Genomic DNA, 26,355 nt, shown 5'->3' on the forward strand with positions numbered 1-26,355 from the left:
TTTAATTCCCGAAGTAAATTCTAATTTTTGAGCCTTCTTTTACTTTAGCTCCCGCTTCTGGTGATTGTTTAATTACTTTCTCTCCATCTCCACTTATATCAAGCTTCAAATCGACGAGTTGTGTTTGTAAGTCTTTCTTTTTCATTCCAATTAAATTCGGAACTTCCACAGTTGGTGTATCGCCCCATTTATATTCTTTCTCAACTTGTTCTTTTCTCGGTTTCACTCCCATAACAGGAAGCGCATCTCGAAGGATATTCCCGACAATCGGAGCTGCTACCACTCCACCAAACTGTGTAACCCCTTTTGGATTATCAACAGCAACATACACAACAATCTCTGGATCATCCGCTGGAGCAAATCCGATAAAAGATACTATATAATTATTCTCTAAATATTTACCATCTTTCACCTTTTGAGCAGTACCCGTTTTTCCACCTACACGATATCCATCAATATAAGCACCTTTACCAGAACCTTTCGCTACAACATTCTCTAATGCATAACGAACTTTTTCTGAAGTTTCCTTGGAAATAACTTTTCTTTTCTCAACAGGTGTCTTTTTACTAACAACTTGATTATTTTTCGGATCAATAAACTCCTTAGCTATATACGGCTGATACAATGTTCCACCATTTACAGCCGCCGCTACAGCTGCTACTTGTTGAATCGGTGTAACAGAAACCCCTTGGCCGAATGAAGTTGTTGCTTGCTCTACTGGACCAACTTTATCTAAATTAAATAAAATCCCACTGCCTTCACCTTGCAAGTCAATTCCAGTCTTCTGCCCAAAACCAAAATTACGAATGTATTTAAATAATCGGTCTTTACCAAGGCGATCACCAAGTTCAATAAATCCCGGGTTACATGAGTTTTGAACGACTTCTAAAAACGTTTGACTGCCATGACCTCCTGCTTTCCAGCATTTCAATCTAGCTCCACCTACTTCAGCTGCTCCATCATCATAAAACGTATCCTTCTCTAAGTCTACTAAATTTTCATTCAATGCTGCAGCTAATGTAATGATCTTAAATGTTGAACCAGGCTCATACGTACTCCATACAGGTAGATTTCTGTTATACACTTCTGGAGAGACACTTTGAAAATCCGCTGGGTCAAAACTCGGTCGACTAGACATACCTAAAATTTCACCATTTTTAGGATTCATTGCAATCGCAATCATACCGTCAGGATTATAAGTTGACTCAGCAATATTCATTTCTCTTTCCATAATCCTTGTAATACGCGCATCGATTGTTAATCCTAAATTTAAACCAGCTTCTGGCTTTTTGAAATCATCACCAACATTAGGCATCCTTTGTCCTTTCGCATCTGCAAAAAAACGCACATGACCTTTGTCCCCATTTAGCTCTTTATCATAATATTTTTCTAGTCCCATAAGACCTTGGTTATCGCTACCTGCAAAACCTAATACATGTGATAAAAAGTTTCCAAATGGATAGTACCGGATAGAATCCTCTGCGATATACACGCCCTTCAAACTTAATCCTCGTACTTCTTTCGCTTTGTCATGTGATATTTTCCTTCCGCCTTTATCTAACCTTACAATCGATTCTTTTTTTGTAATCCTTTTATAAATCTCATCTTTTTCCACACCTAATACTGCAGCTAACTTCTCTGCAGTCTCTGCTGGTTTTTCAATTTGCCTCGGTACAACAAAGACAGTTGGAGCACTTTTATTCGTGGCAAGTTCCACACCATTTCGGTCTAAAATTTTCCCACGTTCGGGTTCAAAAGTAATATTACGACTCCATGAATCTTTCGCACGATCCGTTAACATATTCCCAAGAAAAAATTGCACATATCCAAGACGAATATCGATAATAGTGAAAATAAGTATACCTGATATAAGTATAAAAATAAGTCGTTTTCTAACTGTTACATTTGATACACGCATATCGGAACAAGCCTCCCTTACGCCTAGCTTGTTCCAATATATGCTTGTACTTATTTAATTAGAACTTATTCTCTTTTACCATTACGGCTTTTCTGCTTCTTGCTGTGGTTCGAGTGGCGGTACGAGTGTGACACCTAATTCTGTACCAGGTTGTAATAATGTTCCTTCCGCCACACTTTGTTCTGTTACGTATCCTGTACCAGAAGGTTTCAAGTTAAGCTGTAATGTCTTCGCTAAATTCATAACATCACGCAGTGCCCATCCTTGTATATTTGGCATTGTAGGCTTATCTCCTACCAAGAAGACTCGGTCGCCTTTTAATGTTTGTTCAGTCGCTTTTGGTACTTGTTGCTGTACTTTCCCTTCACCTAGTACGATTGGACGAAGTTTTGCTTTATCAATCGCTTTCCCCGCTTCAGCCATCGTTTTACCAGTTACATCTGGAACAGTAGTTTGTTGTTCTTTCAGATGCTTTTTCGGATCTTTCACTTCATTTGGCTTAATCTTTAAATACTCTAAACTATTTTTTGTTACATATTTAAAAATATCAGCTAAAGGTTGTGCGCCGTTCTCATCATCTTTTAATTTCGGCTGTTTAACAGCTACATACACGACAAGTTGTGGATCGTCCATTGGTGCCATACCTAAGAATGAGAATATATAATTCTGTCTTCCTGTCATATAGCCGCCTTTTCCATCCGGAATTTGCGCTGTACCTGTTTTACCACCAACTGAATATCCATCAATTTTATAAGCTGTCCCTGTACCTTTCGGAGATGTAACAACACGTTCTAATAACTGTCTTACTTGCGCTGCTGTTTCCTTTGTAACAGGTTTTCCTACTTCTTCTGGCTTATGTTCTAATTTTACTTTGTCTGTTATCGGATCTACAATTTTATCAATTGCATAAGGTTTCATCATTTTCCCATCATTTGCAATGGCCGTTGCAGCTTGTACAAGCTGAATTGGTGTTACAGTGGAACCCTGTCCAAAAGCTGTTGTCACTTGTTGTATTTGCTGATCAAATAAAATTGTATTCGATCCTTCACCTGATAAATCAATGTTCGTTTTTTCATCTAATCCAAAACTATGAATATATTTTCGGAAACGTTCTGGACCAAGTTTTTGATCTCCTAAAATTGCAAACGCTACGTTTGAAGAACGCTCTACCCCTTCATCAAACGTGATAGAGCCCCAACCAGCACCGCCATTATGATCTTTTATTTTCCTATTTCCGACTTGATATGTCCCGGATTGATAATAATCTTGTCCTTTGTACACACCTTCATTAATAGCTGCCGCTAACGTAAAAATTTTCATTGTTGATCCAGGTTCAAATGCATTGGCAATCGCGTCATTGAAGAAATATTTAATTTGGCGATCATTAGGGTCATAACTAGGTTTAGTAGACATCGCTAATATTTTCCCAGTTTTCGGATCTGCAACAATCCCTATTAAACTTTCTGGCTCATATTGCTTACTTGCTGCTTTCATCGCGTCTTCTAAATAACTTTGGACACGTTGATCAATTGTTAAATAAGCATTATCTCCATTTTTAGGTGCCTTTACATTAACTTTTCCCCCATCAAGGGACACACCTTTACGATCACCTGTATATGCTACTTCTCCATTCGAAGCACTTAAGTATTTATCCAAGCTTTTCTCTATGCCAAATTGACCTACCGAGGTTCCATTCTCATTTGGTTTTGCATGACCTATAACGTAAGATGCAAAATCACCGTTTGGATACACCCTTGCATTTTCTGTAATAAAAGATATTCCCGGCAACTTCAACGCTTCTATTTGTTCCTTCTTTTCTTTCGTCAAATCCTTGCCTAACGTTCCAAATTCGACTTGACTTCTACCTTCCTTGTTTAAAGAAGCTAAAATATCCTCTTCGCCTTTTCCAAGTACTCCTGCAATTTTCTTTGCAGTATCTTCTTTATTCTCAACTGAGTTAGCACCTTTTAGTGCAGCTACCATTTTGTAAGAGTTTGCGTCTTGCGCTAACACATGACCGTTTTGATCATAAATGGTTCCTCGGTTCGCTTCAAGAACTCCTTTTTTACTATGCTTTTGTTTAGCAAGTGCATCTAAATCCTGATTATGAACGGTTCCTGTTGATTGTATGTAAAAAAATCGGGCTAATAACAGCAAAAAGAGCAGGAGGAAAAATATCATAAAATAACCTGCTCCCTTATTGGTATGAAATTTAGTCATATTCTTCTTCATCGTTCCTTCACACCTATTGCCTTATTTGAGGCCTTTCACATTATTCGCATTAATTTCTAGCCCATGTTTTTTTGCAACTTCAGCGATTCGTTCATAGCGACTTAACTTCTCTACTTCAGCTTGTAATTCTTGATTTTCTTTTTGCTGCTGTACAATTTTTTCTTCTATCGTCGCTGCTTCTACATTAACTTGATAAAGGCCTGCTTTATTTCCAATAAACGCGACACAGGCATACAATAAAAAGCCAATAAACGCTACATACAACAGTTTTTCGATTCTTGTAATTTTCGCTTTAACCTTCGGCTTAGCCATCTGCTGTGGGGGCGTTTGAATTTGCACCTCTTCTTGCGCTTGTTGTTTGTACTTTACAGCTAAATTAGTCATACCTCTCTCTCCCTTTTATCGTTTTTCAGCGATTCTCAACTTCGCAGAACGCGCACGATTATTTTCTTCTAGCTCTATATCAGAAGGTAAAATCGGTTTTCTTGTAATAAGCTTTAATTTCGGCTTAAATTCATCAGGAATAATCGGTAATCCTGGCGGCAATTGTGGCGTTGTACTATTTCGCTTAAACGTTGTTTTACAAATACGATCTTCTAATGAATGGAATGTTATAACACTAACCCTTCCACCTGGCTTAACCATCTCAATAGCAGATTCCAATGCTTCTTCAAATACTTTTAATTCATCGTTTACAGCTATACGAATTGCCTGAAACACTCGCTTAGCAGGATGCCCACCCGTTCTACGAGCAGGAGCCGGAATACCTTCTTTAATTAGCTCTACTAATTCTCCTGTCGTTTCAATAGCTTTATTCTCACGATAAGCTTCAATTTTTCTTGCAATTTGTTTTGAAAATTTCTCTTCACCGTATTGGAAGAAAATCCTTACAAGTTGTTCATATGACCAGCTATTTACAACATCGTACGCTGTTAATGGGGCATCTTGATCCATCCGCATATCTAGCGGTGCATCATGATGATAACTAAAGCCTCGTTCTGGTGTATCTAATTGTGGGGATGAAACACCTAAATCAAATAAAATACCGTCTACTTCTGTTATACCTATTTCCTGCAGTTTTTCAGCTAAATAACGGAAGTTACTCTTTACTGTTATAAACTGTTCACCGTATGAAGAGAACTTTTCTTTCGCGTTTTGAATCGCTATCTCATCTTGATCAAACGCTATTAATTTTCCACCTTCAGTTAATTGGGATAATAAATAAGAACTATGTCCTCCTCCCCCCAGTGTACAATCTACATATGTACCATCTGGCTTTATATCTAAGCCGTCTACTGTTTCCTTTAAAAGCACTGTTACGTGTTTAAACATTGTTGCACCTACTCTTTTTCCAATTAATTATGTTGAATGTATCCCTTCCTCTAAACACATATTTCACGCTTAGAGAATGAAATAATACGAAAGAACGACTCATTTAACTTACCAACAAAGGCAACATACTATACAAATCGCTATTTTCTTTTATTATATACTAAATTTTATCATCTTTTGCGGGAATTTAAATAAAAAACTGTCGAAAAAGCGAATAATACGTTTACATTTTGTGCTATTTTGTCATATATTTAAGTATCCAACACAATTGCCATATTTAACACTTTTTTTGATTGATAATTCAGAAAAAAATCACTTCACAGTAAATTCAACGGAATAAAAATAAAATCCTGCTCCAAAGAGCAAGATTTTATAGTTTTATAACATGATGTTTTCCGTCCCAAGAAAAAGGGTTTTCCATTACACGATCAACGAAATCCAAACCAAACTGATTTAAATAATAACATACATTCCACACACGTTCTTGCGGTGCACCTAATGGACGAAGTGCGAATTGTATACGGCGGAATTTATTTAGCTGAACCTCATACTTTTTCTCAACATTTCTTTTCAACATTCTTTCCAGCAGTTCAATTTGTTCATTAATTTTCAATTCGTTTTTCCCTGCAAACGCACCTAACCCCGGCTCTATTTTCTTTACAAATTGCTGTAAAGATGTATGAATATCGGCAATTTCTTTTTTCGCCTTTTCAAAATGATCATCAATCGGTTCCTCTATTTGATTAGACAACCAGTTTTCACGCAATTTATCGACATCATTTAAAAACGGATCACTTTCTCTCAATTGCAAATCAAATAAATCCGTCGCTATATCTCTCTCCACATAAGTAATTGTAAGACGAGGAACGACAGGTGGCATTTGAAAACCGACAGTATGGAATACTTGTTGTAATTCACTCCAATAAGCTAATTCTCCTGGACCTCCAATAAATGCGAGCGTAGGAAATACATACTCTTGCATAAGAGGACGTGTTACAACATTATTACTAAAACGTGCCGGATTTCTCTCCATCTCTTCAATCAACTCTTCGTATGAAAAGGAATGCGCCCCATCCTTTCCAACAAACTTACCTTGTTGATCTTCAAGCAATACTCGTTCATCATCTATTTCCATGAATATATGCACTGCATGAGACTTCGTTTCAATAATCGGTTTGTATCCTAGTTCTTTAATTACTTCTTGCTGATTACGAAGCCCCTCTTGTACCTCTTTATACTTACTTATAATTCGCTTGAAAAATGGAATTTCTAACTTTCTTAATTCAGGATGATGTGAATCAACAAGGATTAAACCAGAATTAGCAAAGATTTTCGTAATAAGATGAGCAAAGAAATCTACATACGTATTCGATTTTTTCAAAGCATCATCAACAAATTTTAATACATCCTTTGTAAAATTTGTTTCTGGGTATGTTTTAAAAATCTCTTCAATCCAATTTCTACAATCTTCAACAGAAAGTTCAGACTCAGAAGCACTCGCCTTTTTCGGATTACGGTCATAAAAAATAGTTTTTTTCATCTTTTTATTTTTCGCTACAAAAATATGGTTAATCTCATCCATATCATGGTCTTCACCCGCAATCCAGAAGACAGGGACAACTTTAACTCCTAAACTTTCTTCCTTTTCCTTTGCAAGCTGTAAAATTGAAATAACTTTATGAATTGTATAAAGCGGTCCAGTTAATAACCCTGCTTGTTGTCCAGCTATAACAACATATGTATTTTCATCTCCAAGCGCTTTTACATTTTGAAGTGTAGATTCTCCCGCTTGTAATTTTGTATTATATTCTAATAAATGCGCTACTAAATCTTGGCGGAAAAACTCCCTTTCACGCAAATCATGTAAACGTTGTTTAAAAGCATCTTCTGTTAACATATAATCAAAACATGACTGTATCTCTTTTTTACCGTTCATATAGTCCGCTACAACACCTTGTTGCGGAACAGAGATTTCTTTTATCTCCATATAATTCTTCCTTTCGTATCCAGTTCTCTCACCAATCCACATTGTAGTCAATGTTTCACGTAAAAGCAAAGAATAACACTTATACTCTTGTTTCTAACCCTTTTATTGCATCGAACAAAAATTGAAGTGTCGGAACTGGTAGTTGCTGTTTCTTAGCTTCTTCTAATACATATCCAACAATCGCATTAATTTCCGTCTGTCTATTCGCTCTTACATCCGCTAACATAGAGGATGTATTACGAGACGTTCCTTCACACACATTTCGTACCATTTGCCATACCATTTCTTTTTCTCCTCTAATAAGAAATGCGACCTCCTGAAACACTTGCTCCATCATTTGATAAAAAAAACGATTCGTGATTAATTCACCATTCTTAACTCCCAATAGTGCTGTCAATGGATTGATACATACATTTACTACTAATTTTTTGTGCATAATCTCTTCCCAATCCGTTTCTATTTGAACTGGAAAATAAGTAACAGGAAAATAACGGAATATTTTCTTGAAATGTATAGATTGACCACAAACCACTCCAAATTTTGTTACCCCTATCCCAGTATGATGAACGATATGCCCTCCCTCTTTTTTCGCACCATGTTCTACAATACCAACAGCTATATTTTCACTCCCTATTTTCAGCATCTTTTGAAGATGCGACATTCCGTTTTGCAAAAAGATTAATGATGATGCCCCTTCCACAAACGGTAGTACGTCATCTATATGATATTGCTTCACAGAAATAAATATATAATCTAAATTTTGTGCTACCATACTTTCTATCGGTAAAACAGATGGATATACTGTTTCACATCTTCCATCTCTAATACAAGTTACACCTGTTTCATTCAACTCTTCAGCCTGCTTAGCCGTTCTTGTAAACAACGTAACATCTTGGTTACTTTTTTGTAAATAAAATGTATACAATAGACCAATAGCACCTGGTCCGACAATTCCAATTTTCATTTTCACACAAGGGATTCACATTAAGCGCCCTTGCCTCCCCTCCTTTTTATATCTTTTTAAAGTACATGAGCACGCCCTATAATTTCGTTGTCCTCTGTCAAACAAATACACTCTCTTTTTTCGCTATGTATAATACTGCCTATTAATACACTTATACTCTTAGTTTAGCAAATCCTCAAAAAAATAATAAAAGAAATATACTATCTTCTTCATAAAAATAAAAAAATGAGTTATAATATTATTGTAAATATTTTTACTTTTCTGCATTCAACAAGATAACAAAAGGATGTGATGTAATGGGATTCCCAAAAGTTGAGCGCTTGCTCATCAATTATAAAACGTTAGATGAATTCAAAAAATTTAAAGGGTGCGGAGCCCAAGAACTATCTATGCTGGAAGAATTGCAAGCAAACATTATTGAAAACGACAGTGAATCTCCATTTTATGGCATTTATTATGGTGGATCACTAATCGCACGTATGAGTCTATATATGAAAAGAAACGGCGGAGAACCATTCGAAATTACAGGTCCTTACCTAGAACTTTATAAACTTGAAGTATTACCAACTTTTCAAAAACAAGGATTCGGGCAAATGCTTGTAAATCATGCGAAACAAATGCAATTTCCTATTAAAACAATAGCACGTATTCATTCAGCTGGTTTTTGGGATAAATTAAATTTCAACCCCGTATCAGTAACTGATGGTGATTTTTATATTTGGCATCCAGAAACAAATTTGAATGCGGTTACAAACGAAGAATCGGCTTAAAAAATAAAAAAACAGCTGTATAACAGCTGTTTTTTATTTCTTAAGCTTCTCTAACTTCTCATTCGAGCGAGCATTGTTTCTTTCCGCTACCATTACACTTCTTTTTTGATCGATATAATCAAGTAATGTTCTATACTCTTCTTCATATACTGATAATCGCTCCAGAAGGCGCTCTCTTTCTGTTTGTAATGATTCAACTTGTTGTTGCAACACCGTTAAAGAGTTTTCATCTTTATAATTTTGCAAGAAATCAATAACATCATTCAACGTAATTGACGTAGGTTCTAACACCTTTGTCTCTTTCACTTCATAATGTTCTACTTTACGAAGTTGCTTTGCTTCCTCAATACGTTCTTTATATTGCTTTCTTACGTAAGAATTCCATCTAAACCCACATGCTGCTGGTGTACGAGATAAATTTTTTCCCACTTCCTTAAAGGCAGAAAGTTGTGTTCCACCTTCTCGAATATGCCGGAGTACTACTTCTGCCAGAAGCAAATCTTCATCATCAGTCCAAGCATCTTGTCTTGTTGTCGCCATCTCTCTAGTCCTCCCTATGCATTTTTTATTAAGCATATGCAGTTACTAGAAAAGATAGAATACAACAACTAAAGATTAAGACAAAAAAAAATAAACGCAGAAGATATCTTCTGCGTTTATTTTCCCGCAATTACTTGCTGATTACTTCTTTACCTTTGTAAGTACCGCATGCTTTACATACACGGTGAGCTAATTTCGCTTCACCACAGCTTGGGCACTCTACCATACCAGGTACTGATAATTTGAAATGCGTACGACGCTTTCTTTTTACTGTTTTAGAAGTTCTTCTAAAAGGTACAGCCATTCTTCCCACCTCCTTAAAAGAAATAGTTATTTTCATATGAAGGCCTGAACCAGTCTTCCGATTATTTGTCAAAAAACTTTGCAAGTCCTGCCAATCTTGGATCAACAGTCTTTTCTTTGTCTTCTTCCGAAATCACTTGCCAGTCTTGACCTTGCGTCGGTGCTCCACCAGAAACATCATCACTGAAAATTTGCATTGGAATCTCCAAAAGTATATTTTCCTTGATTACGGGCAGTAAGTCAAGTACTTCTCCTTCTAAAGAATGAATTTCAGCTTCAGTTTCAAATTCTTCTTGTGAAGTTTGGAACACCTCAGTTGTTTTAATGTCAAATGGTAATGTCACATCTACTAAAGAGCGAGAACATGGTAAAACCATGCTTCCAGTTATATGTAGATGAAACGTAAACTTACCGGAGCCAAAATCAACTCTTCCCGTTACATGAACAGGATTAATTTCACGAATATCTTTCTCGACCTCTTTTAGCTCACTTACATCTACCATCTCATCCAATGTCAATCCTTTATTTCTCAATTTATTCAATTGATGGATGGACCATTTCATATCATATCACCTCAAGGCAACAAACAAAATTATAGCTAGCCATTTTATATTTGTCAATGTTTTTTCTTTACACTATAATGAAGTCATCATAGTAAATAATATATAGAGTATCACGTTTTTCAAAAAGATGCTACATCGAAAGGAGAGATTACCATAAAAGCTGGTGGTATTGTTGTTGAATATAACCCTTTTCATAACGGTCATCTTTATCATGTGCAACAGACAAAAAAGTTAACACAATCCGATATAATAATTGCCGTTATGAGTGGTCCTTTTTTACAGCGTGGTGAGCCCGCACTCATTTCCAAATGGTATCGCACTAAAATGGCCTTAGCAAACGGCGTAGACCTTGTTGTAGAGCTTCCATACGTCTTTGCAACACAAAAGGCTGAAACCTTCGCAAATGGTGCTATTTCCATTTTAAATGCCCTACGTGTTTCCGAAATTTGTTTCGGTAGTGAGGATGGACAAATCGAAAATTTTTATAATACCATCTCCATACAAAAAAACGAAGAAGAGACTTTTAACTGCCTTGTAAAACAATTCATGGACGCTGGTAATAGTTATGCAAAAGCAACATCGGATGCTTTCTCACACATTTTAACATCTGAAAAAAACATAGATATGTCACAACCAAATAATATTTTAGGCTTCCAATATATGAAAGCAATTCTGTCACAAAATAGCTCTATACAAGCTCAAACTATAAAAAGATTTGCCTCTCATTATCATGATGAAACATTTAATGACCAACATATTGCAAGCGCGACAAGCATCCGAAAACAACTCTTTAGCGAAGAAGGATCATTTACAACAATTGAACCTTTTCTCCCACAGGCAACCACTTCGCTTTTAGCAAATTACAAACAAAACTACGGGATATTACATAATTGGGAACAATACTTTTCATTTTTTAAATATAGACTCATGACGATGTCTCCAGGGGACTTACGACATATATATGAAATAGAAGAAGGTTTAGAGCATCGTATTTTATCAAAAATACAAAACAGTTCCTCCTTCTATTCATTCATGGAAGCATTAAAAACAAAACGTTATACATGGACTAGATTACAAAGAGCTTGTACACACATTTTAACAAACACAACAAAAGAGGATATACGTAGCGCAAATATAGAACAACACGCACCATATATTCGCCTGCTAGGCATGTCACAAAAAGGACAAACTTACCTTTCAAAAAATAAGAAAAAAATCGAACTTCCAATCCTTACTCATACAAAAACATTCGACCATGCCGCTTTAGATATAGAGAAAAAAGCAAACTCTGTATATTTCTCCATCATGCACGAACCGTTACGCACACAACTATTAAAACAGGATATAACACACCATCCTATTCGCTATGATGAAACAACTACAAAATTCCTATAAAAAACCTCTCTATTTCAGAGAGGTTTTTTCCTTATCCATCTTTTCTAAATATGTTAACGCATCATCCAGCGTATCCACTGGTACAATTTTCATTTTTGTTTTAATATCCTTTGCAGTCTCAAGTGCATCTTTATAGTTCGATTTCTCCGCACCTTTTTCATTTGGCGCAAAGAACACTTCAGCCCCAGCATCGCTAGCAGCCACCACTTTTTGATTTATACCACCAATCGGGCCCACTTCTCCTTTTTCATTAATTGTACCTGTTCCAGCTATTTCATGTCCTTTCGTTAAGTCTTCTTCCACAAGTTGATTATATATTTCTAATGTGAACATTAAACCTGCGGATGGTCCACCAATTTCATTAGAATTAATTTTCACTTTCGGATCGACCACTAGTTCTCTTTCCGTAACGATAGAAACACCTATACCGACACGTCCATTCCCATTAGGAATCGTCTTTACATTTAAATTCTCTTTCAATTGTTTTCCATTTCTCATGTACTCAATACTTACAGCATCATTTTCTTTTTTCCCTGTCATATATTCAATAAATTGCTCCGTCTTTTCAAATGTTTTTCCGTCAACAGCTATAATAACATCACCAAGCTTAAGCTTTCCTTCTGACGGCATTCCTTTTGCCACACCAGCAACTAATACACCTTTATTTTCAAAAGATACTGAGCGATTTGCACGTTTATATGCATTATAAATCGCTGCATTTTGTGAATCTTTCATCGCATAATTTTGGCGAAATTGATATTCTTCATCACTCTCACCTTTTTGCAATATTTCTTCCGCTTTCGAAATATGTGTATATTTATTAAACTGTGCCGCTATTAAATTCACCACATTTGCTGGTCCCATTGAAACCGTAACAAGCATAAAATCACCAGATTCTTTCGTTCCACCCTCAACTTGAACATAAGGCTCTAATTTGGCAGCCATTCCTGGTTTTGTTATATAATACGGTAAACGTACGTAAACAAGTAACATCGCCAATATAACCCCTATTAAGATTGCATATATAAACCGAAAACGCTTAAACATTATGTTTCTCCTTCCACTGCTCAATTAATAAATAAATATTTGAAATATGTTTTTCTGCTTCTACTTCTCCAACTCGAATAATGTCTTCAATGTTTGTAAAAGCACGTGAACTAAATTGCTCTACAGCTGGTCGCATCATTAAATCCGATGCAATTTGCCGATTCATTACAAGCTCATGCTGCATAATTTCAATACTTTGCATGATTACGTCATAAATGGACGTAACATCGCCATTTACCTTAATTGGAGATACATCAACAGCGATAACAATATCGGCCCCTAACTCTTTCACAACCGATACTGGGATGCGATCAATGACTCCACCATCCACTAATAATCTTCCATCTATTTTTTCTGGTACAAACACTCCAGGAACAGATATGCTAGCCCTCACCGCATCTGCAACTGGCCCACTTGTAAAAACCACTTTTTCCCCCTTCAATATGTCAGTAGCCACAACAGCCGTCGGGATATCTAACTCTTCTAAATTTTTATTATATGTAAACATTTTAATCATATCTTTGACACGTTTTCCAGCAATAAATCCCATTTTCGGTACCGTGAAATCTAAATAATACTTCCGCTTAAAAACAGATGCTAATTTATACAATCTTTCAACGTTACTACTTGCCGCATAAAACGTACCTATTAGCGCCCCCATACTACTTCCTGCAATCATGTGAATAGGGATACCCGCTTCCCTTAAAACCTTTATTACACCAATATGAGCAAACCCTTTCGCTCCTCCAGACCCAAGTGCTAAACCAATCTTTGGTTCTTTCATTTTTCTCACCCTTTAATTTTTTTCATTCCTTTTTCATACTTATGGTCTAAATTCACTACGTATCCACGTATACTGAAATGAACGTTTTTTGGGACAAAGGGGGATTTACTTACATGTATGAAAAATGGAAAACCGCTTTCCTTACCATATCAACGCTATTTTTAACCTTTTCTCTTGTACTCCACCCCCAAGCCGCTTTGCAAGCTTCTATTCGCGGGTTAAATATATGGTGGGAAGTTGTATTCCCTTCACTACTACCGTTTTTCATCATTGCGGAACTTCTAATTAGTATCGGTGTTGTAAAATTTATTGGCGTTATATTAGAACCACTCATGCGCCCACTTTTTCGCGTTCCAGGGATAGGCGGATTTGTTTGGGCGATGGGAATGGCTTCTGGTTTCCCTGCAGGCGCCAAATTAAGCGCTAGACTACGAAAAAGCAATCTTTTAACTCAGATTGAAGCAGAGCGCCTCGTTTCTTTCACAAATTCTTCTAATCCACTTTTTATTTTCGGTGCTGTGTCTATCGGTTTTTTTAATAATCCGAAATTAGGAATTATATTAGCCGCTGCCCATTATTTCAGTAACTTTGCTGTCGGATTAATTATGCGTTTTTACGGCGATAATACCGCTTACAAAATTAATACACACACTACAAAAAAACGTCGCTTTCAAAACCCTTTTTTAATCCTTCACGAGACACGCTTACAAGAAAAAAGACCAATTGGTAAATTACTTGGGGATGCCATTGTTTCTTCTATTCAAACATTACTTATGATTGGCGGATTTATTATTTTATTCTCTGTGTTAAATAAAATGATTACTGTATTTCACATTACAGCAGCTCTTTCTTTTATTATGCAACATATTTTATCATTCTTCCAACTAAGTACAGATTTTAGTATACCTATATTATCAGGTATTTTCGAAATGACACTCGGAAGCCAAATGATTAGTCAAATAAATGAAACACCGCTCTTACAACAAGCTATGGTAACAAGCTTCATTTTAGCATTTAGTGGTCTTTCTATTCAGGCACAAGTTGCTAGCATATTAGCTGAAACAGATATCCGATTTAAACCCTATTTTTTCGCACGAATTATTCAAAGTATTCTTGCCCCTATTTTTACATTTGTATTTTGGACACCATTTTATGAGAAAGTGAGTTCTTTCTCGCCTATGCCAAAAGATATTCCTGTATTTTTATCCGAACATCCTTCTATACTACATGAAATTTGGACATCTTTTATACATTATGGACCAATTTTCACATTATTTTGTCTATACTTATATGTTATTTTATTATTTTTGCGCACATATAAAGAAAAACCCCGTTCACTTTAACGGGGTTTGAAACTTTTCTTTTAAAGCACGTTCTACAATAGGAGGTACAAGATCTACTACACTTCCTCCATACCTCGCAACTTCTTTTACAATACTCGAGCTTAAAAATGAATATTGATTGTTTGTCATAATAAAAAATGTTTCAATATTTTCATCTAATTTTCGATTCATAGAAGTAATTTGCATCTCATATTCAAAATCAGAAACTGCTCGTAAACCACGTAATATTGCATTTGCATTACGCATTTTTGCATACTCTACTAATAGCCCACTATGCGAATCTACTTTTACATTCGGGATATCCTTTGTCGCTTCTCGAATTAATTCTAATCGCTCTTCAACTGAAAAGAATGGTTTTTTTGATGAATTGTTTAAAACGACTACGTACACCTCATCAAATACTTTTGCTCCCCTTTTAATAATATCCAGATGCCCAAGGGTAATTGGATCAAAACTTCCTGAAGAAATAGCTATACTTGTCATTCTGTCCCCTCACCTTCATACTTATAAATCGATATTGCAGTAATCCCATAATTCTCAGCTCGTACTTTTACAAGCCTTCCTATTGAATTAGGTAAAACTACATCATTACCATGCTCTGCCATAATTAATCCATCACTATGTAGCAATCCATGTTGATCCATTATACTAATTAAAGATACAATTTTTTGCTCTTTATATGGAGGATCTATCAATATAAGATCGAATGACATTTCACGTTTTATTAGCGCCTTTACTGCACGTTCCGCATCATTTCGATATACTTCAGCTTGTTCCTGTACTCTACAACTTTCTAAATTTTGATGAATTACTTTTATCGCTTTACTATCCCGATCAACAAAAATTGCTTTATCAATCCCTCTGCTCAAAGCCTCAATTCCAAGACCACCACTACCACCAAATAAATCAAGGGCGATACCACCATCAAAATAAGGACCTATCATATTAAAAATAGATTCTTTTACTTTATCTGTCGTTGGACGTGTTGTATTACCAGGAACCGCTTTAAGTGGGTGTCCTTTACATTTTCCTGAAACTACTCTCATCTGTTGTCACTACCTTTATTTCAATCTATCGAGCGATTATAGAAAGCCATTCCCACTTCGGTAACCGTTAACAAACCACATTCACCTAACTATAGGAAAACTCGGCCTCAAATAACCTCTCGTTATTTTTATGTATTCATCTCATCATTCACTAATATGAACCCAATATGTATATTAGTTCCACTTTATCTTTTTTATCCTATCACAAAATAAAAAAAAGAAAAATAAAAAGCCCAACATAAAATTTAATTTCATTATGTATATCTTCATTTAGATTGGACATAAATAATTATAACAACATCACCTTCGATGTTGTTGCCAACCGCGGAGAAGACTTACGTTTCCCCATAAGTTCTTCCTCCGGTTTCTCCTCTCCCTTTGCCTTCTTACTAGTACATGCTAGTATAAGAAGGGCCCTGCTATGCAGGGTTTTTTTTCTTTGTGTGCTTTTCATTTAAAAAGTGAAATGGTACAGTAAAAGAAAGAGGAGGAAAAGATATGATTCAACGCTTTATAGAACTCGGAGAAGGCTACTCTGATTTATATGAATTACTTGAAATTGCCAAAACAAATCAAGAACGTATAGCACATATGTTACAATTTGAAACGATAAAAAACGATAAAAAAGTATGTTCGCTTGTTGTAATATTAAAACCAACTACTACTGGTGATTTCCAACCATTATACATATGTCGTGAAGGCATTCCTGTATTTGAAAATAAAAAAAGTAAACGTGTCATTTTATTTGAAGAAACGGCAGAACAACTCGGAAAAAAAGTGGCTACCTTTACTGTAAAACCATCTACAACTTTCCCAGAAAAAGAACTATTTTTTAATCATTTAATTGGTATTTTACGAATGAACAATTTCATTCCTCCGATGAAATAACACGTTATTCCAAGTGAAAAATCCCCGGCTAAATTTAGCCGGGGATTTTTTCTATTAGCTATAATCGTATTCTTTTGCTCGATCAGGACGGGAATTTTCAAATTCCGTTTTTAAATACGGGCGATACGACTGTTCTATCTTTTTCACAAAAGGAAGTTTGTTCAACTTATGCATCATATGCTCAATTTGTTCCATATCACAATATACTACAGCATATTTTAATCGTTTTGATATGTAATGTATGTTACCATATTTCCTTAAAATCTTGGCATGTTTCAATGAATGTAAATAAACAATCATACTTTGTCGTTGCCCGAACATAATCTTCTCCATCTTCTCCTTTTAAAAACATATATTTTATATTCTATGAAAACCAATCAGAAATTTATAACATTACAGGACAAACTCTGTATACGTTTTCTTCCAACTTCTAAAAAACGGGGTACATCACCCCGTTTTTTTACAACCACAACCTCCGCCAGTACCACAACCTCCACCACAGCCACCAGCATCAAAGAATGGATTTCCTGTTGGCACTTTAATGGAAGAAGACACTTCCGAACCGATTGCTACACTAACTTCGTCTAATAACTTCTGCAAAGCAGTTTCTGCTCTTTTAAAAGCTGCAACCTTATCATGTAAGTCCACAGAACGCTTTAATTCTCTCATTTTCATTGACACGGTAGTATAGTCAGGATGATATTTTCCAAAACGCTGTACTTCCTCATACCGTTCTTTCATCGCTGTAAATTGCTGAATGAGCGTCTGAAGTTCCATATCTTCATGTAATTCTCTATAATACTTACGATAATCTTCTGCTATATCTGAACAGATAATCGCTTTTGCAAGCTGCTCTGCCTTATCTAATATTAATACGCTTTCTAGCGTCGCTACAATCATGAGAGACACCTCCGAGTATCCATCATACCACATTTAGATTAGAACTACTAATTGAAGTGACTTACTCAAAAGAAAGATATAATGAAACTATTTTTACACTATATCCGTACACACTTATACATTAATATGTTCCGCTATATTATATTTAAGAACATCCCACTTTCCACTATTTTGTTTCACATAACTAATACACGCATTTTTTAATGGTGTCTTAAATGTAATTTCATCTGGTTCAATGGCATGTAAAATCGCTTTTATCGCGTGTGAGTGAGCAACAATAATAATACGTTTGCCAAAATGAGTTGTCGCAACATCTTCTAAAGCAGCAAAGCAACGAGCTACAATCTCTTCATCTCGCTCCATACCTTCTACTTTACCTTCAGCAATCAACTCTCTAACAGCCGCAACCGGCTTCCCTGAAGCTTCTCCAAAATTCCGTTCAACAAATCGCTCATCTAATAAAATCGATTGTAATCCAACTGTCTTTGCAATTTCATTAGCCGTTTCTTGCGCTCTAATTAACGGGCTACTTATAATGATATCCCACGTTTCTTCTTGTAAAGCAGCTGCACTCTGACTCGCTTGCTTCTTACCAACTTCATTAAGCGGAATATCTTCTCGCCCCTGAATAATTTCTTGAAAATTCCAATCAGTTTGTCCATGTCGTACTAAACAAATTTCCGTCATGCTGCAACTCCTTTTTAAATAATCAACCTCTATTGTAACAAAAGTTCTGCATGACGGACATATTTTTCACTTCCAATTAGGTTGCATTTTGTTGCTTCATATACTGAAACATATCAATCATGATCGAAGCAACGGCCAATTGATTTTGAAACTTTTCCACTTTATCTGGTATTGTTTTTTTGAAATGTTGCATCGCCGCTAACTCAAAAGCCTCTTTTTCTTCAGGATTTCGTGTTAATTTTCTATACCAGTACGGTTGCTCTCTAATATAGCGAGATAAATCCTCATCAGCCTTTATAAACTCCATAATTTCTGCTCTCATCATCTTTCCCCCTAATCCTTTTGAAAGAAAAATGGGTTATTTTCTGAAGTACTTTGCTCTTGCTGCGTACGGTTACCTTGAAATTGCTGAATAACTTGTTGCACGCTCCCGATTGCACTCGTCACATTGGCTAAATGGTTCTGCATTTGTTCCACGTCCAACTTTTTAAAAAAAGAAAGCATTTGCCCCATCACATCAGCAGTTTTTTCCTCTTCAGTTCGATTATCTTTTTCTTTTTTATTTTCTTTTACCGAAGAAAACGCAGGCGCTCCATCCGGTCTATAAGTTGCCCATATTGGATCTTCTTCACCAAGTAAGTACCATTCTTCATAAAATTGTTGCCATGTTTTATGACCACTTCTAACCTCATGAACCATTTTAGGGTGATGGTTTACAAATTCTTTAAACTGTTGAACCGATGGATGTAACGGTCCTTTTGTTGTTGGCATAATCCTCACCTCTCCATGTATATCTACTATATAGTAAGAAAAAAAAGGCGCATGGTTCGCCTATTTTTAGACGATTCATGCACCTTTTTTTCTGCTATTTGCATACGGTCAGATTCCCACCTACAATTCAGTGAATACGAAGTAACTAATTTGGTGATGTTAACACCCCACCGCTTACAATTTCACTTTATTTTCGAATAAAGTTTTGTGTATAAAATTTATCGTATACACCCACACCTAATCCTGTAAATTGTTCATTTAATAAATTCTTTCTATGCCCCTCACTATTTAACCAACCTTGCACTGCCGCAATTCCATCACTATGTTGCGCCGCTATGTTCTCACCAGCAAGTTGAAATCCTACTTTCCCGCGCTGCAAACGATCTCCTAGTGTACCTAATGTAGGTGAGTCATGAGAAAAATAATTATTGTCTTTCATATCTTTACTGTGACCAACAGCAACATCTGCTGTTTCCTGATCCCATGTTAATAATGGTAATTTATGACGACTTCGAATGATATTTGTTAAATCAAAAATTTGTTGCATATTCCCATTTTCTACTTGTTTTATTTTTTCTGGAGTCAATGGTTGTTCTGCTATTAATTCACCTGAATAAACGAGCTGATACGGTCTTTGGCGTAATAAAGTTTCATCATCCATATAACGAACACCAACAAGCTCATGTGTAAATTGATCAAAATACAATTGCGCCCATCCATCTTCTACAGGTATTAACGGTTGTTCCATGACTTCGGTATCAGATAGCTCAAATTGATAACTATTTTTCCCTCTTTTTAATGAAATTTCATGCGAAAGCGGACTTTTTTTATATACTTCTTCATATTTTTCATTTATATAATAAGGTGGAACCTTAACTTGTTCACCAGCTGCGTATGCCGTTACAACTTTACGTTCAGAAACTCCAAATTGAACATACTGAGTTAAATCCTGGTTGTATACCCACCATTCATATCCGTATGCAGATGGCTCTATTCGAGAGGGTTCTCCCCACTTCGCTAATAAGTTTTCAGAGTCTTCACCAATCATATTTAAAACAGTGTCTGAGGAGTCTTCCTTAATTTGCTTTTTCTTTTTCACAATTTTATTTTCTTGCTTTGATTGAGATGGGGTTAATATATATTGTGAAACGAGTAATTTCCCGTATAAATCAACAGCTAAAATTAAAAATGTAATCATTACGATACGCAATAATTTCTTCAAACGATATACCTCCTGAACAAAACATAAAATTGAGATATACACAAATCCTTTTCTTTCTTTTTGTGTGTACCGTACTCTTTTCACTATATCATATTTTTGTGAAAAAAGTCTGGATTATCCCTTTTCTCTCAATATGAATTGCACTTTCTTATTATTCATACTATTATAAAAATAATGGTGTAACATTAAAAAAGGAGGTATTATATGCAATTTACAAATACGAAATTTAATGGAGCCGTCGTTGAATTAACTCTTTTAACTGAAATCATGGAAAACAACCACTTCGTACTTGCCGGACAGTGGGATTATGAGCGAGTTACATACGATTATAAATTTGAAATATTAAAGGATGTTTATTATTTACGAGTGCAAGGAGTTGCTGTTGAAGGTGACATTGGCAGTAGACACGCTGAAGTAAAACTACTTCCCCCCTTATTAGGAAAACATTATTATCCTCACGGCGTTGAATATGGTGATGATGAGACTTTCCCAACGAATGTACTTCAAAAAAGCGAACAACTCCTACAAAATGTCGAAAAAGAGTTAAAAGAATTTCAAATTATTGATTAACAAAAACAAGCGCATCAATATGATGCGCTTGTTTTATTTCCCTTCCCTAAGAATGAATCGTTTTTTTTACTGGATATCCATAAATAGATCCATCTTTTACTTTAATCTCATCTTCCCAAGGAACCTTATATTTACCTTCAGCTAAATCTTTTACAAACGTATATGGATTTTCTTTCACCCCACCAGGAGTTGCTACATATCCTCTTGAACCTAGATTATATATATTATTTTCCAATCCCCATCCTAATCTAGCCTGATCTGCTAGTTCTGGATATACTTCAGCAGTAACAATCTCCCAAGGATTTCGATGTCCCTGTACTAAAGTAGTCCCATCAAAATTACATACTTGTCCTTCACCAAAGTAATAAAATACGCCATCATAACCCGCTAAGTTTACCGACAATGTATACATTAAATTCTGCCATGCATTTGAACGATTGGTTAGCATCCATTGTTCACTAACTTGTGTACTATATCCAGAAATACGAATTAAGACATTTGCACCTTTATAGGCCGCTTCACGAGCTACTTCAGGGAACATGCCATCATGACAAATACAAACAGCTAATTTACTTCCTCCAGGTCCATCACAAACAGGTAAGCCTAAATCTCCAGCTTTCCAAGGCTCGACTGGCACCCAAGGATTTAGCTTACGATACTTCAAAATCATTTCACCTTGTGGATCAATAATAACTGCTGTATTATATGGCTCTCCACCATCAGGATTTTTCTCCATTATTGAAAAAACACCATATACTTTAGATTCTTTACATGCCTCAGCAAATAAGTCTGTTTCTGGCCCAGGCACTGTGCATAAAAATTCTTCTGTAGTCCATTTTTTTGTATTGAGCCCTTGTGTACTATATTCAGGAAATACTATCAATTCTAAACCAGGGTAACCTGATTTGGTCGAATGAATTGTTTTTATGATTTGTTGAATTTGTTTATCAATGTCTGCACGCGATTCTACTACTGGTACTGGATATTGAATTAGTGCTGTCAAAAAACCACTAATCGGCTTTACCATACTTCCACTACTACCCATTTAAACTCCCCCTTAAAATAGTTCGTGTTTATTAAAGATAACAATATATATTTGTAACTCTCTAAAAAACTTGCACTACATATGGAATTATTACGCATGAAAGCTAGTAGTAAATTTTATCTCCACTTTTAGTACACGCCTACACTAACTTAACATAAAAAATTAGAAAATTCAATCTTTTTAAGGTAGCTAAAACTAAAAAGAAAAAGCGCATGGAATCCCATACACTTTTTTTACTTAGTCTGTAAATACGGCGGCAATTGTTGCAACTGCTCCTTATCCTTTTCACGTTCTCTACGTGCCCATCTAAAGAATACATAGCCTATAATTGTACCGTACACTATTTCCTGGACAATTTTCATTATGATACCACCAGTTTGCTGGTCTTGTACGACTGGCATCCAGTGCAAAAATTCTGGTCCCGTTATATTTAAATCTGATAAAGTGCCCGCTGGTACACATAGTTCCATCGCTTTCATCCAAGCAGCCGGATCCGTATACGTTGCAAATAACGGGGCTGTCGCAAAAATTATTAACGCACAAGCAGGCGTTAATAATATGCCATTAGCAAACATATAACCAAGTTTCTTTATATCACTTAATGTTTGATATTCTGGTAATGGATTTAACATCGGCCACCACATCATGATTGCTGTAAAAAACAATATAGCGAGACAAATAGGATGAGCTATTTGACTTTGTTTTACCGTATCAAAAACAACTGGTAAATGATAAAAAGAAAACAGGCCGTTAAATACAAATAACGCAATAAGCGGTTTAGCAAATGCCTTTAATATAATTTGAACAAACTTAAAAGAAGTAATATAACGATATAACCAAATTGGTATACCAAGCAACAGTAACGGTGGAACTGCAATATACATGACTGCCATTTCAAACATATGAGCACTAAATATAATATGGCCAATTAAATCAATAGGCCCTCCCTTTACAAAATACAAAAGAACAATACCAGTCGTAAAATAAAAAATTTGCTTCTTACTTACCTTCGTCGCATTTTCAAATCGCATTCTATATGGCCCAATAATTAAGAAGTACCCAATAAGAATCGAAAGCATAAATAATAAAAAGATTGGACTCCATAAAGCCTGAAAACCAAATATCCACAAGTTACTCATTTTCACACCTACCTTCGTAAGGTTATCTCATAATATGAAGAGGGAGCTGTGACAACACAAGCTCCCTTATTTTTCACTTTTCAAATCCACACGATTGTCATAAAAGCTAAAATTGTAATTAACCCTATTAGCAGACCAGAGTAAAGAAAGAAACTTGCTGCTTCATGTCCTTTATGACTCATATGCATAAAATAATACAATTGAAAAATTACTTGTACCACTGCTAATAGTAAAATAAACGGTACAGAGAAAATCGGACTAAAAGTTTTTGGATACGCCACCGCTACAAATGCAACTAATGTTAAAAAAATCATTAATGCAAACGTAATAACTTGATGCCTCATTTCCTCCGCACTTTTTCTCTTCCGATAAACAAGATCAACTTTAGGATTATTCGTTTGCTTTATCGCCATTGTTTATCCCACCATTCCCATTAAATATACTACAGTGAAAATAAACACCCAAACTACGTCAATAAAGTGCCAATAAATCGATGCAACATAAAACTTCGGTGCATTGTATAAATTTAGACCTCTCTTCGCATTTCTAAAGATTAATGTTAGAATCCAACATAACCCAAACAATACGTGGAGTCCATGTGTACCAACAAGAGCATAAAACGCAGAGCCAAACGCACTACTTCTCATAGTATGCTTAAATTCATGTGTATAATGATAAAACTCATATATCTCAAACCCTAAAAACCCTAAACCTAGCAATACTGTTACTAGTAACCAAAGCTGCATTTTCTTAAAGTTAAAGTTTTTCATGTGATACATCGCATATACACTCGTTAAGCTACTCGTTAATAAAAGCATCGTCATAATGAAAACGAGTGGCATTTGGAACATCTCTTGAGATGTTGGTCCACCATTTGTAGAATTCTTTAACGCTAAATATGTTCCGAATAAGGAAGCGAACAACACTGTTTCGCCTCCAAGAAATAACCAAAAACCGACAAACTTATTTTTCCCTTCAAGGGTTGCTTTTTCAGGCTCTGCTGGAAATGTTTCATTCGTTAATTTTTCATCTACATGCATTATGCCTTGCCCCCCTTATCCTCTAAATCTTCTTTATGAATATGATACCCATGATCATCAATTACTGAACGTAGGAACATTGCGCCAAATGTAATGATTAAACCAATAATTGCTACTAATAACCAGAACTTATCTTTTCCGCCCTGCATATACATCGCACCAAATGCCGCTATAAACAATCCGAAAGAAATGACAAATGGTGAAAACGAAGGATTTGGCATATGAATATCACCAACTGGTTCCGCTGCTGTCATCTCTTCATTACCTTCACGTTTTTCAATCCAAAACGGATCTAATCCGCGAACAAATGGTAATTGTTTAAAGTTATATTCTGGTGTCGGTGCTGGCATTGTCCATTCTAATGTACGTGCATCCCACGGATCACGACCAGCTTTTTCTTTTGATACTGTCGTTTTAATTACATTGAATAGAAGAACAATCGTTCCAAGAGCCATAAACACCGCTCCGATGGAACTAATCATATTCCCCATTTCCAACCCTTGCCCTTCAAGATATGTGTAGTAACGGCGTGGCATACCAATCAAGCCAAGGAAATGCTGAATAAAGAACGTTAAATGGAAGCCGATAAAGAATAGCCAGAACGTTATCTTTCCTAATGTTTCATTTAATACTTTATTAAACATCAGTGGCCAATAATAATGAGCTCCTGCAAGTAAACCAAATACAACACCGCCAACGATTACATAATGAAAATGCGCTACTACGAAATAGTTATCATGAAATTGATAATCAGCTGGTGCAGATGCTAGCATAACCCCTGTAACTCCACCCATTACGAATGATGGAATGAAAGCTACTGCCCACATCATTGGTGTCGTAAAACGAATACTTCCGCCCCACATTGTAAAGAGCCAGTTGAATATTTTGATACCAGTTGGAACCGCAATCGCCATTGTTGCGACCGAGAAAATAGCATTAGCAACTGGACCAAGTCCAACAGTAAACATATGGTGCGCCCATACCATAAATCCTAAAAATCCAATTAATACAGTCGCAAACACCATCGATGAATAACCAAACAATCGTTTTTTCGAAAATGTCGCGAAGATTTCTGAGAATATTCCGAAAGCTGGGAGTATAAGAATGTATACTTCTGGATGACCGAAAATCCAGAATAAATGCTCCCATATAATTGTATTCCCGCCCAATGCCGGATTAAAGAAACTTGTTCCAAATAAACGATCTAACATTAAAAGTCCTAATCCTACAGTTAACGGCGGAAAAGCGAATAATATAAGCGAAGATGTTACAAATGTCGTCCATGTAAACATCGGCATACGCATGTACGTCATTCCTGGCGCCCGCATATTAATAATGGTTACAAGGAAGTTAATACCTCCAATTAATGTACCAATACCTGAGATTTGCAAGCCGAGTACATAGAAATCAACACCATGACCTTTAGAGGCTAAAGCTAAAGATGCATAAGATGTCCATCCTGCATCAGGTGCTCCACCTAAAAACCAACTTAAATTTAAAAATACTCCACCAAAGAAAAATAACCAAAATCCGAGTGAATTCAAAAACGGGAACGCTACATCACGTGCACCAATTTGAAGTGGTACAGCGGCGTTCATAAATGCAAACACGAGTGGCATAGCTGCGAGGAAAATCATTGTTGTACCGTGCATCGTTAATACTTGATTATAAGCATCCCCAACAAGAAAAGCATTGTTAGGAATCGCTAATTGAAGGCGAATAAATAGAGCTTCTATTCCGCCTATTACAAAAAACAATCCACCTGCAATTAAATAGAGAATGGCAATCTTTTTATGGTCTACTGTCGTTAAATAATCCCATATGACAGCACCCATCCCCTGTTTTTTTGCTACAGAACTCACGTTTTCA

29 protein-coding genes are annotated in these 26,355 nt (G+C 35.9%); 5 read left to right on the plus strand and 24 right to left on the minus strand.

The window, feature by feature from the left end:
- Position 1 precedes the first annotated feature (1 nt).
- From GD442_RS18830 to panE, 6 genes are all read right to left on the minus strand, one after another.
- Positions 2-1,918 (minus strand): stage V sporulation protein D, encoded by a 1,917-nt coding sequence (locus tag GD442_RS18830; RefSeq protein WP_001266234.1) that lies wholly within the window; start codon positions 1,916-1,918, stop codon positions 2-4.
- Positions 1,919-1,999: 81 nt separating this feature from the next.
- Entirely contained in the window at positions 2,000-4,150 is a 2,151-nt protein-coding gene (locus GD442_RS18835; protein WP_000739960.1) for a penicillin-binding protein, read from the minus strand.
- Positions 4,151-4,171: 21 nt separating this feature from the next.
- Positions 4,172-4,534: a cell division protein FtsL gene (gene ftsL / locus GD442_RS18840; RefSeq protein WP_000182804.1), complete on the minus strand. Its 363-nt coding sequence runs from the start codon at positions 4,532-4,534 to the stop codon at positions 4,172-4,174.
- Positions 4,535-4,549: 15 nt separating this feature from the next.
- On the minus strand, positions 4,550-5,482 hold the full coding sequence (rsmH, locus tag GD442_RS18845) for a 16S rRNA (cytosine(1402)-N(4))-methyltransferase RsmH (protein ID WP_000472508.1): 933 nt from the start codon (positions 5,480-5,482) through the stop codon (positions 4,550-4,552).
- A 370-nt stretch (positions 5,483-5,852) separates the two neighbouring features.
- Positions 5,853-7,469 carry a bacillithiol biosynthesis cysteine-adding enzyme BshC gene (gene bshC, locus GD442_RS18850; protein WP_000403036.1) on the minus strand — a complete coding sequence of 539 codons (1,617 nt, stop codon included), beginning with the start codon at positions 7,467-7,469 and terminating at the stop codon, positions 5,853-5,855.
- A 79-nt stretch (positions 7,470-7,548) separates the two neighbouring features.
- On the minus strand, positions 7,549-8,433 hold the full coding sequence (panE, locus tag GD442_RS18855; RefSeq protein WP_002182931.1) for a 2-dehydropantoate 2-reductase: 885 nt from the start codon (positions 8,431-8,433) through the stop codon (positions 7,549-7,551).
- 296 nt (positions 8,434-8,729) lie between these two features.
- Here panE and GD442_RS18860 point away from each other — a divergent pair, with 296 nt between their 5' ends.
- Positions 8,730-9,203: an N-acetyltransferase gene (locus GD442_RS18860; protein WP_000506694.1), complete on the plus strand. Its 474-nt coding sequence runs from the start codon at positions 8,730-8,732 to the stop codon at positions 9,201-9,203.
- A gap of 33 nt (positions 9,204-9,236) precedes the next feature.
- Here GD442_RS18860 and GD442_RS18865 read toward each other — a convergent pair whose 3' ends face one another.
- The 3 genes from GD442_RS18865 to GD442_RS18875 form a co-directional block, all read right to left on the minus strand.
- Positions 9,237-9,743, minus strand: coding sequence for an RsfA family transcriptional regulator (locus GD442_RS18865; protein ID WP_000246467.1), 507 nt, complete (start codon positions 9,741-9,743; stop codon positions 9,237-9,239).
- 130 nt (positions 9,744-9,873) lie between these two features.
- Positions 9,874-10,047 (minus strand): 50S ribosomal protein L32, encoded by a 174-nt coding sequence (gene rpmF / locus GD442_RS18870; protein WP_001984764.1) that lies wholly within the window; start codon positions 10,045-10,047, stop codon positions 9,874-9,876.
- 61 nt (positions 10,048-10,108) lie between these two features.
- Complete coding sequence (locus GD442_RS18875) at positions 10,109-10,609, minus strand: YceD family protein (RefSeq protein ID WP_000872149.1); 501 nt, start codon at positions 10,607-10,609, stop codon at positions 10,109-10,111.
- Positions 10,610-10,822: 213 nt separating this feature from the next.
- Between GD442_RS18875 and GD442_RS18880 the strand changes: the two genes are divergently transcribed.
- Positions 10,823-12,004: a nucleotidyltransferase gene (locus tag GD442_RS18880; protein ID WP_002182932.1), complete on the plus strand. Its 1,182-nt coding sequence runs from the start codon at positions 10,823-10,825 to the stop codon at positions 12,002-12,004.
- A 9-nt stretch (positions 12,005-12,013) separates the two neighbouring features.
- Here the strand turns inward: GD442_RS18880 and GD442_RS18885 are convergent, their stop codons facing one another.
- Together GD442_RS18885 and GD442_RS18890 are read right to left on the minus strand one after the other, a co-directional pair.
- Complete coding sequence (locus tag GD442_RS18885) at positions 12,014-13,051, minus strand: SepM family pheromone-processing serine protease (protein ID WP_000476281.1); 1,038 nt, start codon at positions 13,049-13,051, stop codon at positions 12,014-12,016.
- Complete coding sequence (locus GD442_RS18890) at positions 13,044-13,835, minus strand: patatin-like phospholipase family protein (protein ID WP_000662588.1); 792 nt, start codon at positions 13,833-13,835, stop codon at positions 13,044-13,046. The genes GD442_RS18885 and GD442_RS18890 overlap by 8 nt, the downstream gene beginning before the upstream one ends.
- 113 nt (positions 13,836-13,948) lie before the next feature.
- On the opposite strand from GD442_RS18890, the gene ylbJ reads away from it, so the two are divergent.
- The gene (ylbJ, locus tag GD442_RS18895; protein WP_000273082.1) at positions 13,949-15,178 is read left to right on the plus strand and encodes a sporulation integral membrane protein YlbJ; all 1,230 of its coding nucleotides are present in this window, start codon (positions 13,949-13,951) and stop codon (positions 15,176-15,178) included.
- Here the strand turns inward: ylbJ and coaD are convergent.
- Positions 15,170-15,661 (minus strand): pantetheine-phosphate adenylyltransferase, encoded by a 492-nt coding sequence (gene coaD / locus GD442_RS18900; protein ID WP_000200601.1) that lies wholly within the window; start codon positions 15,659-15,661, stop codon positions 15,170-15,172. The genes ylbJ and coaD overlap by 9 nt on opposite strands.
- Positions 15,658-16,224, minus strand: a complete 567-nt coding sequence (gene rsmD, locus GD442_RS18905; protein WP_001266978.1) for a 16S rRNA (guanine(966)-N(2))-methyltransferase RsmD — start codon at positions 16,222-16,224, stop codon at positions 15,658-15,660. Before rsmD ends, coaD begins: the two co-directional genes overlap by 4 nt.
- Before the next feature lie 498 nt (positions 16,225-16,722).
- On the opposite strand from rsmD, the gene GD442_RS18915 reads away from it, so the two are divergent.
- Positions 16,723-17,112 (plus strand): DUF7147 family protein, encoded by a 390-nt coding sequence (locus tag GD442_RS18915; RefSeq protein ID WP_000616017.1) that lies wholly within the window; start codon positions 16,723-16,725, stop codon positions 17,110-17,112.
- A 54-nt stretch (positions 17,113-17,166) separates the two neighbouring features.
- Here GD442_RS18915 and GD442_RS18920 read toward each other — a convergent pair whose 3' ends face one another.
- From GD442_RS18920 to GD442_RS18945, 6 genes are all read right to left on the minus strand, one after another.
- A complete protein-coding gene (locus GD442_RS18920) occupies positions 17,167-17,433 on the minus strand; it encodes a YlbG family protein (RefSeq protein WP_002082261.1) in 267 nt (88 codons plus the stop codon).
- Positions 17,434-17,559: 126 nt separating this feature from the next.
- Positions 17,560-18,012, minus strand: coding sequence for a YlbF/YmcA family competence regulator (locus tag GD442_RS18925; RefSeq protein WP_000634366.1), 453 nt, complete (start codon positions 18,010-18,012; stop codon positions 17,560-17,562).
- Between the two features lie 114 nt (positions 18,013-18,126).
- The gene (locus tag GD442_RS18930) at positions 18,127-18,699 is read right to left on the minus strand and encodes a histidine phosphatase family protein (protein ID WP_000134946.1); all 573 of its coding nucleotides are present in this window, start codon (positions 18,697-18,699) and stop codon (positions 18,127-18,129) included.
- A 76-nt stretch (positions 18,700-18,775) separates the two neighbouring features.
- Positions 18,776-19,021 (minus strand): YlbE-like family protein, encoded by a 246-nt coding sequence (locus tag GD442_RS18935; protein WP_001200990.1) that lies wholly within the window; start codon positions 19,019-19,021, stop codon positions 18,776-18,778.
- Between the two features lie 11 nt (positions 19,022-19,032).
- Positions 19,033-19,470 (minus strand): YlbD family protein, encoded by a 438-nt coding sequence (locus GD442_RS18940; protein ID WP_001143346.1) that lies wholly within the window; start codon positions 19,468-19,470, stop codon positions 19,033-19,035.
- A gap of 187 nt (positions 19,471-19,657) precedes the next feature.
- Positions 19,658-20,692 (minus strand): CAP domain-containing protein, encoded by a 1,035-nt coding sequence (locus GD442_RS18945; protein ID WP_000735378.1) that lies wholly within the window; start codon positions 20,690-20,692, stop codon positions 19,658-19,660.
- A gap of 204 nt (positions 20,693-20,896) precedes the next feature.
- On the opposite strand from GD442_RS18945, the gene GD442_RS18950 reads away from it, so the two are divergent.
- The gene (locus GD442_RS18950) at positions 20,897-21,262 is read left to right on the plus strand and encodes a YugN family protein (RefSeq protein WP_001160947.1); all 366 of its coding nucleotides are present in this window, start codon (positions 20,897-20,899) and stop codon (positions 21,260-21,262) included.
- A gap of 46 nt (positions 21,263-21,308) precedes the next feature.
- Here the strand turns inward: GD442_RS18950 and GD442_RS18955 are convergent, their stop codons facing one another.
- The 5 genes from GD442_RS18955 to ctaD all read right to left on the minus strand — a co-directional run bounded on the left by GD442_RS18955 (position 21,309) and on the right by ctaD (position 26,321).
- A complete protein-coding gene (locus tag GD442_RS18955; RefSeq protein ID WP_000535802.1) occupies positions 21,309-22,307 on the minus strand; it encodes a formamidase in 999 nt (332 codons plus the stop codon).
- A gap of 233 nt (positions 22,308-22,540) precedes the next feature.
- Positions 22,541-23,446: a cytochrome c oxidase assembly factor CtaG gene (gene ctaG, locus GD442_RS18960; RefSeq protein ID WP_000069023.1), complete on the minus strand. Its 906-nt coding sequence runs from the start codon at positions 23,444-23,446 to the stop codon at positions 22,541-22,543.
- 80 nt (positions 23,447-23,526) lie between these two features.
- The gene (gene ctaF / locus GD442_RS18965) at positions 23,527-23,859 is read right to left on the minus strand and encodes a cytochrome c oxidase subunit IVB (protein ID WP_000985706.1); all 333 of its coding nucleotides are present in this window, start codon (positions 23,857-23,859) and stop codon (positions 23,527-23,529) included.
- Between the two features lie 3 nt (positions 23,860-23,862).
- Complete coding sequence (ctaE, locus tag GD442_RS18970; protein ID WP_000557861.1) at positions 23,863-24,486, minus strand: cytochrome c oxidase subunit III; 624 nt, start codon at positions 24,484-24,486, stop codon at positions 23,863-23,865.
- Positions 24,486-26,321 carry a cytochrome c oxidase subunit I gene (gene ctaD / locus GD442_RS18975; RefSeq protein ID WP_201450785.1) on the minus strand — a complete coding sequence of 612 codons (1,836 nt, stop codon included), beginning with the start codon at positions 26,319-26,321 and terminating at the stop codon, positions 24,486-24,488. Before ctaD ends, ctaE begins: the two co-directional genes overlap by 1 nt.
- Positions 26,322-26,355: the final 34 nt, after the last annotated feature.

Source organism: Bacillus sp. A260, from assembly GCF_009861435.1.
Taxonomy (GTDB): Bacteria; Bacillota; Bacilli; order Bacillales; family Bacillaceae_G; genus Bacillus_A; species Bacillus_A cereus.